The sequence below is a fragment of the Escherichia sp. E4930 genome (assembly GCF_005845405.1).
Taxonomy (GTDB): domain Bacteria; phylum Pseudomonadota; class Gammaproteobacteria; order Enterobacterales; family Enterobacteriaceae; genus Escherichia.
Window position 1 is genome coordinate 16,202 of the sequence record NZ_VCDZ01000014.1, and the last position, 12,552, is coordinate 28,753.

A 12,552-nucleotide genomic window follows, 5' to 3' on the forward strand; every position below is an offset into this window, starting at 1 on the left:
GAGCGCAACTCCAGTGACGCTATCATACGCACTAATCGATATGGCGCAAGACTGCGAAATTGTCTTTTTTTACGCTACAATCCCATAAATTTACCTGGTAAATAGTGGGCGAACGTTTCATCAATTTCGCTTTCGCGCGCTCTTTATTAACATTTTGATAATCATGATGAATTCCCAGGAATATAGATTATGAGGTATACAGTTGCCTTAACAGGCGGCATTGGCAGTGGCAAGAGTACCGTTGCAAATGCATTTGCTGACCTCGGAATTAATGTCATTGATGCCGATATTATTGCGCGTCAGGTGGTTGAACCGGGTACACCTGCACTGCGTGCCATTGCTGAACACTTTGGCGCGGATATGATTGCTGCTGATGGAACATTGCAACGTCGCGCCTTGCGCGAGCGGATCTTTGCCTATCCGGAAGAGAAAAACTGGCTTAATGCCCTGCTGCATCCTCTGATTCAGCAGGAGACGCAACGCCAGATCCAGCAAGCAACTTCACCTTATGTGTTATGGGTTGTGCCATTGCTGGTAGAAAACTCACTGTATAAAAAAGCGAATCGAGTGCTGGTGGTGGATGTCAGCCCAGAAACGCAGCTTAAGCGCACCATGCAGCGCGATGATGTTACTCGCGAGCATGTCGAACAAATTCTTGCTGCCCAGGCTACGCGCGAAGCCCGTCTTGCGGTGGCAGATGACGTCATTGATAATAACGGCACACCGGATGCTATTGCATCAGATGTTGCCCGCCTGCACGCACACTATTTGCAGCTCGCGTCGCAGTTTGTCTCACAGGAAAAAACTTAATGCAGACCCAGGTCCTTTTTGAACATCCACTAAATGAAAAAATGCGTACATGGCTGCGCATTGAGTTTTTAATTCAACAACTCACCGTAAATTTGCCTATTGCTGACTACGCTGGTGCTCTGCATTTCTTCCGTAATGTTAGTGAATTGCTGGATGTGTTCGAGCGTGGAGAAGTTCGTACCGAACTACTGAAAGAGCTGGAACGTCAACAGCGTAAACTCCAGACCTGGATTGGTGTGCCTGGCGTGGACCAGACCCGTATTGAAGCATTAATTCAGCAGTTGAAGGCCGCAGGTAGCGTACTGATTTCCGCGCCGCGTATCGGGCAATTTCTGCGTGAAGACAGGATGATTGCCCTGGTGCGCCAGCGCCTGAGTATTCCCGGTGGTTGTTGCAGCTTTGATTTACCTACGTTGCATATCTGGTTGCATTTACCCCAGTCGCAGCGCGACAGTCAGGTAGAAACCTGGATTGCCAGCCTGAGCCCGCTGACACAGGCACTTACAATGGTGTTGGATTTGATTCGTCAGTCGGCACCGTTCCGCAAACTGACCAGTCTGAACGGTTTTTATCAGGATAACGGCGAAGACGCCGATTTGTTACGCCTGAATCTGGCACTCGATTCACAGCTTTATCCGCAAATATCCGGTCATAAGAGCCGTTTTGCCATTCGCTTTATGCCGCTGGACAGTGAAAATGGACAAGTACCGGAACGTCTGGATTTCGAATTGGCTTGTTGCTAAGGAGTAAAAATGTCAGAAACTATTACGGTGAATTGCCCCACCTGCGGGAAAACGGTGGTGTGGGGTGAAGTCAGCCCATTTCGGCCATTTTGTTCCAAACGCTGCCAGTTGATCGACCTCGGAGAATGGGCTGCGGAAGAAAAACGAATCCCCAGCAGTGGCGATCTTTCTGAGAGCGATGACTGGAGCGAAGAGCCAAAGCCGTGACATTTGTCTGATGCCGCACGTAGGCCTGATAAGACGCGCCAGCGTCGCATCAGGCATCTTGTGCAAATGTCGGATGCGGCATAAACGCCTTATCCGACCTCCAGACACTTAAGCTTCGCAATTACCGGTTCATTGGCTGGCGGAAAATCTTCTGCATTGAGGCTGGCCAGCGCCATCCACTCACCGGGCTGTCCCTCTTTCCCCCACGGTTCCCCTTCCCAGCTTTCGACCAACCAGAACCACAGTGTGATATGCCTGTCAGAGAACTGATATTCCAGCTTTTCAAACAGCGAAAAACATTGCGGGGTAACCCCGACTTCTTCCTGAAGCTCCCGTACCATCGCTTGTTCTGCCGTTTCTCCCGTTTCTATTTTACCGCCCGGAAACTCCAGCTTATTTGCCATGTGCGCATCTGCGGCGCGACGGGTTATAAAGATTTCGTTGTTTTCGTTGCGAATAATACCTACCGCGATTTGCAGTTTTTTCATTGTCTTAAGCCTATAAAAAAGGCGCAGAATCCTGCGCCTTTTATTTCAACACTTAGCTTTTATTGCAGGCGACCATGGCACTGCTTGTATTTTTTACCAGAACCGCATGGGCAAGGATCGTTACGTCCAACTTTACGATCGCCGGTTTGCGCTGCCAGCGCAGCCGCAGCTGCAGAGTCGTCATCCTGATGGCTAAGCTGCTGCATTTGCGCTAAACGCTCAGCTTCCATACGACGCTGCTGCTCCAGTTCTTCAACTTCTTCCGGCATGCGTACTTGTACTTTGCTTAACGTGCTGATGACTTCATATTTCAACGATTCCAGCATCGCCGCAAACATGGAGAACGATTCACGTTTGTATTCCTGCTTCGGATCTTTCTGTGCATAGCCACGCAGGTGGATACCCTGACGCAGATAGTCCATCGCCGCCAGGTGCTCTTTCCACAGGGAGTCCAGCGTTTGCAGCATCACCCCTTTCTCGAAGTGACGCATCATCTCAGCGCCAACCACTTCTTCTTTACGGTGATACACTTCGATGGACTGCTCCAGAATACGCTCACGCAGCGTCTCTTCATGCAATTCTGGCTCTTTGTCCAGCCACTCGGCAATCGGCAAATCAAGGTCGAAGTCGTTTTTCAGACGTTCTTGCAAACCTGGAATGTCCCACATTTCTTCCAGTGACTGTGGTGGAATGTAGGCATCGATGGTTGCTTTGAACACATCTTCACGAATGCTGTTGATGGTTTCGCTCACATCGCTGACATCCAGCAGTTCGTTACGCTGGGAGTAAATGGCACGACGCTGATCGTTAGCTACGTCATCGTATTCCAGCAGCTGTTTACGAATGTCGAAGTTACGGCTTTCAACTTTACGCTGAGCATTGGCAATTGCTTTAGTTACCCACGGATGCTCAATGGCTTCGCCGGGTTTCATACCCAGTTTACGCATCATGCCTGATACGCGGTCAGAGGCAAAAATACGCATCAGCGCATCTTCCATCGACAGGTAGAAACGGGAAGAACCGGCATCACCCTGACGACCAGAACGGCCACGCAGCTGGTTATCGATACGACGAGATTCGTGACGCTCAGTGCCGATGATATGCAGGCCACCTGCTTCCAGTACCGCGTCGTGACGCACCTGCCAGTCGGCTTTAATTTTTTCAATTTGCTCTGCGGTCGGGTTTTCCAGCGCGGCAACTTCTGCCTGCCAGCTACCACCAAGCACGATGTCAGTACCACGACCCGCCATGTTGGTCGCGATGGTCACTGCAGCCGGATAGCCCGCCTGAGCAACGATTGCCGCTTCGTTGGCGTGGAATTTAGCGTTCAGAACGTTATGTTTGATACCGGCTTTGGTCAGCTCGTTTGATACCAGTTCCGATTTCTCGATTGAAATAGTACCCACCAGCACTGGCTGGCCTTTCGCAGTACGTTCTTTGATATCTTCAATGATCGCCTGAATTTTTTCCGCTTCGGTCATGTAGACCAGATCCGGCAGATCTTTACGAATCATCGGGCGGTTGGTCGGAACGACTACAGTATCCAGCTTGTAGATGGAACTGAATTCGAAGGCTTCGGTATCAGCCGTACCGGTCATCCCCGCCAGTTTTTCATACAGACGGAAGTAGTTCTGGAAGGTGATCGAAGCCAGTGTCTGGTTTTCGTTCTGGATCTGTACACCTTCTTTCGCTTCCACAGCCTGGTGCAGGCCATCAGACCAGCGACGGCCCTGCATGGTACGACCGGTATGTTCGTCAACGATGATAACTTCACCATCTTTAACGATGTAATCGACATCGCGAGTAAACAGCGCGTGAGCACGCAGCGCCGCCGTTACGTGGTGCATCAGCATAATATTGGCCGGAGAGTACAGCGACTCACCTTCATCCATAATGCCTTCTTTCACCAGCAGCTCTTCAATAAGCACCAGACCACGTTCGGTCAGGTTCACCTGGCGAGATTTTTCATCCACCGAGAAGTGGCCTTCACCCTGGAAGGTTTCGGAGTCTTCTTTTTCCTGACGGATCAGGTACGGAATGATTTTGTTTACGCGCTTATACATTTCCGAACTGTCTTCCGCCGGGCCGGAAATGATCAGCGGTGTACGCGCTTCATCGATCAGGATGGAGTCCACTTCGTCCACCAGCGCATAGTGCAGTTTACGCTGTACACGTTCTTCAGGGCTGAACGCCATGTTGTCGCGCAGGTAGTCAAAGCCGTATTCGTTGTTAGTACCGTAAGTAATGTCAGCCGCGTAAGCTTCACGCTTTGCCGGTGCTGGCATGCCCGGCAGGTTGATGCCGACGGTCAAGCCGAGGAATTCAAACAGCGGACGGTTGTTTTCGGCGTCACGTTGCGCCAGATAATCGTTGACGGTAACAACGTGCACACCTTTACCGGTTAATGCGTTCAGGTAAGCAGGCAGCGTTGCGGTCAGGGTTTTACCTTCACCTGTACGCATTTCCGCGATGCAACGTTCATTAAGAACCATACCGCCGAGCAGCTGTACGTCGAAGTGGCGCATGCCAAAAACACGCTTACTGGCTTCACGCACGACAGCGAAGGCTTCCGGAATCAAGTTTTCCAGCACTTCGCCTTTTTCCAGACGCGCGCGGAACTCTGCCGTTTTTCCTTTCAGTTCTTCGTCGGAGAGTTTTTCAATCTCCGGTTCCATGGCATTGATAATGTTGACGACTTTGCGCATCCGGCGCAGGGTACGATCGTTACGACTACCGAAAACTTTAGTTAATAATTTGATTAGCATAATAAAATCTCAAACACCCCGCATTGCGGAGTAAATAAAATGAAGTAAAGGTTTTTCGTTGTTAGCTGAGGCGTTGAGGGCCAGCACGGATGCCCTGCGCCTGGCTTATCCAGACGGGCGTGCTGAAGTTTGCTTGAGGGGTAAAATGCGCATAATCAATGCGATAACCATTTTCAGACCGCGTGCCTTCCTGGGTCAGCAGCGCGCTGAGCGTATCCAGTAAAGCAAGATGTTGCGCCTGAAGCGGTAAAGATTCCTCGGCAACGGGCAGCGTTTGCGGCGCCATTGCAAAGGAGAGATGGCGTATTACCGTGCGAATAGCATGTTGATGCCAGTAATCAACGGAATAGTTCGAGTTTGGGCGGCGCGTGTTTGCTTCCAGCAAGGCCAACTGACTAAAGTTAACTTTGGCTGAAGGCTCGTGATTGCGCGTTGTCGCTTTTGCGGGCGCGTTTGGCTCGGCGGCGTTGCTGAGCGCAGGCAAACCTAAACTCGCCGCGACCATCCCTAATAAGAGATGCGGCCAGAAGTAGCGTCTACCTAACTGTCGCCAGCGCGTCAGTATTCCACTCACGTTATTGCCATCCCGATCGTATTCAACGTTTTTAGCGCACAAATCTTATCATTAAAGCCAGAAGTCCACAGCAGTATTCAAGATAAGTAACACGTAAAAGTGCTTAAGAAAACAGCGTTCGCACCGATTTCTTACGACGCTGTAAAAACTCAAAAAAAAACGACTGGGTCACCTGGCCGGAGAGAGTGCCAGATTTGCCAGTCGAATTTTATACGACAGTATAGATGTCGTTATGCCAGTACGGCTGAAGGCGCTTTGAAGGCCAACGGCAGTTCTGCGTCGTCCTGGAAGGTCACATATTCCCAGGCTTCCTGTTTTGCCAGGACAGCCTGCAACAGTTTGTTATTCAGTGCATGACCGGATTTATAAGCGGTAAATGCGCCGATAATGTTGTGACCACACATGAACAAATCACCGATCGCGTCGAGCATTTTGTGACGCACAAACTCGTCTTCAAAACGCAGGCCGTCTTCGTTCAGTACGCGATAATCGTCAACAACGATGGCACAATCGAAGCTGCCGCCCAGGCACAGGCCACGGGACTGCAGATATTCGATATCACGCATGAAACCAAACGTACGCGCACGGCTGATCTGGCGCATAAACGCATCAGCAGAGAAGTTCATCGCATAGCGTTGATTGCTGGAATCGATTGCCGGATGGTTGAAATCGATGGTGAAGTCCAGCGAAAAACCATTGTACGGCTTAAATTCAGCCCACTTATCGCCATCTTCGACGCGAACAGTCTCTTTGATGCGAACAAATTTCTTGGCGCAGTTCAGCTCGTCGATACCAGCATCAAGCAGCAGGTAAACAAACGGAGCGGCACTGCCGTCCATGATTGGGATTTCCGGCGCGTTAACTTCGATAACAATGTTATCGATGCCTAAGCCCGCGAGCGCTGCGTTCAGGTGCTCAACAGTTGAAATCCGTACATCATGCTCGTTGACCAGACACGTACAGAGCATGGTATCACGCACAGATTTGGCATCGGCCGGGAAATCTACCGGTGGATTCAAGTCGGTGCGACGATAGATGACCCCGGTGTTGGCCGGCGCAGGGCGTAAGGTCAGGGTGACTTTCTTGCCGGTATGTAAACCGACACCCGTCGCCTGAACGATACGTTTAAGTGTCCTTTGTTTGATCATCGTATTATCTCGCCAAATTATCTATCCAACCGAAGTGTACTATACATTCGGCAGGCCAGTTTAGCACAAAGAGCCTCGCAACCCAAATTCCAGCTAATTCTTAGTCAGCTTGCTTACGCAGGAATGCCGGGATATCCAGATAATCCGGCTCTTTCACGGTTTGTGGCGTATTGTCGTTCACCACTTTGGCCACGGGCTTCTGCTCTTGCGTCAGCGGCGCCATACCATGCTGCTGGTAGCGGTCCATCACTGGCTGTTGAACTTGCTTATTGGTCACGAGGGTGATTTCAGGACGTTTGTCCATACCGATACCGGTAGCAACCACGGTTACACGCAGTTCATCGTTCATATCCGGGTCAAGAGAAGTACCGATAACCACGGTCGCGTTGTCCGAAGCAAATGCACGGATAGTGTTACCTACGGTTTCGAACTCATCCAGACGCAGGTCGAAGCCCGCAGTGATGTTAACCAGCACGCCGCGCGCGCCAGACAGGTCGATATCTTCCAGCAGCGGAGAAGAAATTGCCATTTCGGCCGCTTCTTCCGCACGGTCTTCACCGCTCGCCACGCCAGAACCCATCATTGCGTAGCCCATTTCAGACATCACGGTACGTACGTCTGCAAAGTCCACGTTCATCAGACCCGGACGAGTAATCAGTTCGGCGATACCCTGAACCGCGCCTTTCAGCACATCGTTAGCTGCGCCAAACGCGTCCAGCAGGGAGATACCGCGGCCCAGAACTTTCAGCAGTTTGTCGTTCGGGATTGTGATCAGTGAGTCCACATGTTTGGATAATTCAGTGATCCCCTGCTCCGCAAATGCCATACGCTTCTTGCCTTCAAAGTTGAAAGGCTTGGTCACGACAGCAACGGTCAGAATACCTAAATCTTTAGCCACTTCAGCAACAACCGGCGCTGCACCTGTACCGGTACCACCGCCCATGCCCGCTGCAATAAAGACCATGTCTGCACCTTCCAGCGCCGCACGCAGTGCATCACGATCCTCATCAGCCGCATTACGGCCAACTTCTGGATTAGCGCCAGCTCCCAGTCCTTTGGTGATACCACTACCGATCTGAATCGTCTGCCCAACCGCTGTTTTACGCAGCGCCTGTGCATCGGTATTTACCGCGAAAAATTCAACACCTTCAATGCGCTCACGCACCATGTGTTCAACAGCATTACCGCCGCCGCCGCCGACGCCGATGACTTTAATCACCGCGTCGTTGGTAAGTTCCATTGGTTCAAACATAGTTTCTCTCCGATATGTGCCTGTCGCCTGAGGCCGTAATCACCGCCGGCCTCATAAAAATTAAAATTCTTTTCGCAGCCAACTATTGAGTCGCTTGATCCACGAGCCAACAGATGCTGTAACACGTTTTTCAACTTCCGCTTCACCGTTAAGATGTGACTCTTTCCCGTAATGAAGCAATCCCACTGCCGTTGAATAATACGGCTCCTGAGCGTAATCCGTTAAACCGGTGATATTCAGCGGCGCGCCGATACGCACCTGCGTATGAAACACGCGTTGAGCGCAGGCAGCAAGACCTTCGATCTGCGCCGCGCCACCGGTTAATACAATGCCCGCAGCCAGGTGATGCTTTACGCCTTGTTGGCGAAGCTTTTCCTGCAGCTGCAATATCTCTTCGTTGACCAGGTTGAGCAGCTCGGTATAGCGCGGCTCAATCACCTCCGCCAGCGTCTGACGTTGCAGACTACGCGGCGGACGACCACCTACACTCGGCACTTCCACGCTCTCGTCTTTACCGACGATGGAACCCAGCGCGCAGCCATGACGAACTTTAATCGCTTCGGCGTCGCTTGGCGGTGTGCCAAAGGCATAAGCGATATCACTGGTCACGACATTGCCAGCATAAGGAATTACCTTGGTGTGACGCAATGCCCCGCCAGTATAAACGGCGATATCCATTGTACCACCACCGATATCGACGACGCAGACGCCCAGTTCTCGTTCGTCTTCCGTCAATACCGAATAACTTGATGCCAGTCCGGCAAATATCAGTTGGTCAACTTTCAGGCCACAACGTTCAACGGCTTTCACAATGTTTTTTGCCATATCGTTGTGACATGTGATCAGGTGCACTTTTGCCTGCATACGCACGCCAGAAAGTCCTACCGGATTTTTGATCCCTTCCTGATAGTCAATCGCATACTCTTGCGGGATCACATGCAGCACACGATGTTCATCACGCACGCGCACCGATTTCGCGGTATGGACGACATTTTCTACATCTTCTTGTGTCACTTCTTCTTCAGAAATAGGCACCATACCAATTTCATTCTGGCAGCTGATGTGCTTACCAGAAAGCGCCAGATATACCGAAGAGATCTGACAATCTGCCATCAATTCTGCCTGGTCAATGGCGCGCTGTACGCACTTGACCACGGATTCGAGGTCGTTCACCCCGCCTTTATCCATACCACGTGACGGGCAGCTGCCCACACCAATGATATTGACCATACCGTCGGGCAGAACTTCCCCTACTAAAGCGGCAACCTTCGCGGTACCAATCTCCAGTCCTACTACCAGTTTTCTGTCCGTCGCCTTGATCATTGTTGTTCTGCCTGTGCCTGATTTTGTTGCTGAGTAGATTCCTCTGGTGGCAAGGGCGCCCAGCCGACTGCCGCACCAGAGTCATAACGCAAATCAACGTAGCTAATCCGTTTGCCATCGGTTTGCGCCTGCTGCTGTAAAACCGGATAAAGTTCTACAAAGCGAGCCAAACGTTTCATCGTATCGCCCCGGCCAAGATTGAGCTTAATATCGTTATTCAGCGTCAACTGCCAGGAACGCCGCGCGGTCATCGCCGCTTCCTTCAGAGTAAATCTGTCCTTTGCCAGCATCTGCCCCATTTCGCGATAGCCCTGCAACACTTCATTTGCGCTGCCTTCCGGACCATACAACATTGGGAGCACCTGCTTGCTGGTGCGATCTGGCGGAACGCTGAAGGTGTTTCCTTCAGCGTCAACCATATGCTGATCATTCCAACGCGCAATCGGCACATATTCAACCAGATGAATCTTCAATTCATCAGGCCACTGCTTTCTGACGCTCACCTGCTTAATCCACGGCAGGCGTTGTTCAATTTGCGTCTGGATGATGTTTACATCCTGGGTCATAAAGGTACCTGGCTCACCCAATGCCAGGATCGACTGCCGGATATCGTCATTACGCGTGTAATGGCGTTCACCGGTCAACACCAGCTTTGAGAGCGGCAGGCGTTGCGCATCTTCCATCCAGCCCAACACGACCCAGCCGCTCACCAACACTGTCGTTAAAACGGTCAGCAGGAAAAGGATCCCCGCCAGACGCGTTCCATTATTGCGGTGAGAAGAAATCTCTTCTTCACTGTTTCGCGTGTTCAGAGCAGCCTGCGACATATTAGTCCGCCAGTTCCAGAATTCGTACTACCAACTGCGAGAAGCTCATACCCGCCTGACGTGCCGCCATTGGCACCAGACTGTGACTGGTCATACCCGGTGAGGTATTAGCTTCCAGCAGATAAAACTGTCCATCACTGTCCAGCATGACGTCTATACGCCCCCATCCTTTGCATCCTAAAGTCGTCCATGCTTTCAGCACTAATGCCTGCAAATTTGCCTCTTGAGCCACTTCTAAACCTGCCGGGCAGAAATACTGTGTCTCATCAGAGAGATACTTCGCCTCATAATCATAGAAGGTTCCAGCGGGTTGAATACGTATTGACGGTAAAATTTCTTCACCGAGTATCGCAACCGTGAACTCCGGCCCACTTAGCCATTTTTCAATCAATACTTCTTCATCGTGCTGAAATGCCAATCTTAATGCATCTTGCAGAGCATTTTCTGCTACTACTTTTGACATTCCCACACTGGAACCTTCGCGGCTCGGCTTGACGATAAGCGGCAAACCTAAGGCAGAAATTTCTGCTAACTGCTTATCACTAATGCCTTTTTCAAACTCTGCGCGGGTTAATGCTACCCACGGCGCTACCGGTAAACCAGCGCCCTGCCAAAGCAGTTTGCTGCGTAGTTTATCCATTGAAAGCGCAGATGCCATCACTCCACTGCCGGTATAAGGCAAGCCCATCAGCTCGAGCATACCCTGCAGCGTGCCATCTTCACCACCGCGACCGTGCAGAGCGATAAACACTTTCTGAAAGCCCATCGACTTCAGTTGCGTTACGTCGATTTCTTTCGGGTCGACAGGATACGCGTCAATACCGCCTTCACGCAGCCCAGCTAACACTGCCGCTCCAGAATTCAGAGAAACTTCCCGCTCTGCGGAGGTCCCGCCCAACAGGACCGCGATTTTATCAGTCATGTTGCTCTTCCTCCGTAGTTTGCGGCTTCAGTTTGATTTCAGCTAAAGATCGGGCAATTTTTCCGATATTTCCTGCCCCCTGAACGAGGATCAGGTCGTTACCAGTTAATACTGGTGCTAACATCTCGGCCACCTGCGCCGGGTCCGGCACCAGAATCGGATCAATTTTCCCACGGCCACGGATTGTACGACACAACGAACGACTGTCCGCTCCCGGAATAGGTGCTTCGCCTGCCGGATACACTTCCAGCATCAGCAGGGTATCCACCTGCGTCAGCACATTGGCAAAATCATCATACAGGTCGCGCGTACGGGTGAAACGGTGCGGCTGAAACAGCATCACCAGGTTTTTATCCGACCAACCTGCACGCGCCGCTTTAATAGTCGCGTCCACTTCGGTCGGGTGGTGACCATAGTCATCAACCAGCATTGCCGTACCGCTTTTACCATTCACGGGTTCCAATGGAAATTCACCAAGGAAATCAAAGCGACGTCCGGTCCCCTGGAAACTCTCCAGCGCACGCAAAATAGCCTCGTCTTCAATCCCCTCTTCCGTGGCGACCGCAACGGCAGCGGCAGCATTCAGGGCATTGTGACGACCTGGCGCATTCAGTGTAACGCGCATTGGCTCTTTGTCCTGACGCAGCAGCGTAAAGTGTCCCTGCGGGCCAATCTGCTGATAATCTTCCACACGCACGTCAGCATCTTCGCTGAAGCCATAAGTGGTGGTTTGACGGCCTACACGCGGTAACAATTCGCGAATTACCGGATCGTCAACACACATCACCGCACGACCGTAAAACGGCAAGTTGTGCAGAAAATTAATAAAGGTCTGTTTTAAATTCTCAAAGTCGCCCTGGTAGGTATCCATATGGTCGGCTTCGATATTAGTGACAATCGCTACCATCGGTTGCAGATGCAGGAACGACGCATCGCTTTCATCCGCTTCAGCAATCAGGTAACGACCGTGCCCTAAACGTGCATGAACACCCGCCGCTTTTACCAGCCCACCGTTCACGAAGGTCGGGTCGAGGCCCGCTTCTGCGTAGATGCTGGAAACCATCGCGGTGGTTGTGGTTTTGCCATGCGTCCCGGCAATGGCGATGCCATGACGAAAACGCATTAATTCAGCCAGCATTTCAGCACGACGAATAACCGGAATACGAGCCTCGTGGGCAGCAACAATTTCCGGGTTATCGGCGGAAATCGCGCTGGAAACGACGACCACACTGGCATCACGCACGTTTTCCGGGCGATGGTTGAAGTAAATCGTCGCTCCCAGATTCGTTAACTGTTGCGTGACTGGGTTTGGCGCTAAATCGGAACCACTGATCTGATACCCTTCATTGGCCAGAACTTCGGCAATACCGCCCATACCGGCACCACCGATGCCGACAAAGTGTATGTGCCGAACGCGACGCATTTCAGGCACGATGTAACGCAGTTTTGCCAATTGTTGTGTATTCATTCTTTACGCCATTAACTTCTCAAAT

12 protein-coding genes are annotated in these 12,552 nt (G+C 51.4%); 3 read left to right on the plus strand and 9 right to left on the minus strand.

All coding sequences use genetic code 11. From position 1 onward, the window contains the following. The first annotated feature begins 189 nt into the window (after positions 1-189). Genes coaE through yacG form a run of 3 tightly spaced genes read left to right on the plus strand, consistent with a single transcriptional unit; the run spans position 190 to position 1,760 of the window. Entirely contained in the window at positions 190-810 is a 621-nt protein-coding gene (gene coaE, locus FFT88_RS15650) for a dephospho-CoA kinase (protein WP_130221628.1), read from the plus strand. Beyond that, complete coding sequence (gene zapD, locus FFT88_RS15655) at positions 810-1,553, plus strand: cell division protein ZapD (RefSeq protein ID WP_130217398.1); 744 nt, start codon at positions 810-812, stop codon at positions 1,551-1,553. Before coaE ends, zapD begins: the two co-directional genes overlap by 1 nt. Positions 1,554-1,562: 9 nt before the next feature. Then, complete coding sequence (gene yacG / locus FFT88_RS15660) at positions 1,563-1,760, plus strand: DNA gyrase inhibitor YacG (RefSeq protein WP_130257847.1); 198 nt, start codon at positions 1,563-1,565, stop codon at positions 1,758-1,760. An 89-nt stretch (positions 1,761-1,849) separates the two neighbouring features. Here the strand turns inward: yacG and mutT are convergent, their stop codons facing one another. The 9 genes from mutT to murC all read right to left on the minus strand — a co-directional run bounded on the left by mutT (position 1,850) and on the right by murC (position 12,527). After that, positions 1,850-2,248, minus strand: coding sequence for an 8-oxo-dGTP diphosphatase MutT (mutT, locus tag FFT88_RS15665; RefSeq protein WP_135404080.1), 399 nt, complete (start codon positions 2,246-2,248; stop codon positions 1,850-1,852). A gap of 59 nt (positions 2,249-2,307) precedes the next feature. Continuing rightward, positions 2,308-5,013, minus strand: coding sequence for a preprotein translocase subunit SecA (gene secA, locus FFT88_RS15670; protein ID WP_130204928.1), 2,706 nt, complete (start codon positions 5,011-5,013; stop codon positions 2,308-2,310). Positions 5,014-5,074: 61 nt separating this feature from the next. Beyond that, complete coding sequence (gene secM / locus FFT88_RS15675; protein WP_130204926.1) at positions 5,075-5,587, minus strand: secA translation cis-regulator SecM; 513 nt, start codon at positions 5,585-5,587, stop codon at positions 5,075-5,077. A 230-nt stretch (positions 5,588-5,817) separates the two neighbouring features. Beyond that, positions 5,818-6,735 (minus strand): UDP-3-O-acyl-N-acetylglucosamine deacetylase, encoded by a 918-nt coding sequence (gene lpxC / locus FFT88_RS15680; protein ID WP_000595482.1) that lies wholly within the window; start codon positions 6,733-6,735, stop codon positions 5,818-5,820. Positions 6,736-6,835: 100 nt separating this feature from the next. Beyond that, positions 6,836-7,987: a cell division protein FtsZ gene (gene ftsZ / locus FFT88_RS15685; RefSeq protein WP_064525175.1), complete on the minus strand. Its 1,152-nt coding sequence runs from the start codon at positions 7,985-7,987 to the stop codon at positions 6,836-6,838. Between the two features lie 60 nt (positions 7,988-8,047). Beyond that, positions 8,048-9,310 (minus strand): cell division protein FtsA, encoded by a 1,263-nt coding sequence (gene ftsA / locus FFT88_RS15690; RefSeq protein ID WP_000588474.1) that lies wholly within the window; start codon positions 9,308-9,310, stop codon positions 8,048-8,050. Then, a complete protein-coding gene (gene ftsQ / locus FFT88_RS15695; RefSeq protein ID WP_000075731.1) occupies positions 9,307-10,137 on the minus strand; it encodes a cell division protein FtsQ in 831 nt (276 codons plus the stop codon). The genes ftsA and ftsQ overlap by 4 nt, the downstream gene beginning before the upstream one ends. 1 nt (position 10,138) lies before the next feature. Further along, on the minus strand, positions 10,139-11,059 hold the full coding sequence (ddlB, locus tag FFT88_RS15700; protein WP_130204924.1) for a D-alanine--D-alanine ligase: 921 nt from the start codon (positions 11,057-11,059) through the stop codon (positions 10,139-10,141). After that, positions 11,052-12,527 carry a UDP-N-acetylmuramate--L-alanine ligase gene (gene murC, locus FFT88_RS15705; RefSeq protein WP_135404079.1) on the minus strand — a complete coding sequence of 492 codons (1,476 nt, stop codon included), beginning with the start codon at positions 12,525-12,527 and terminating at the stop codon, positions 11,052-11,054. Before murC ends, ddlB begins: the two co-directional genes overlap by 8 nt. Positions 12,528-12,552: the final 25 nt, after the last annotated feature.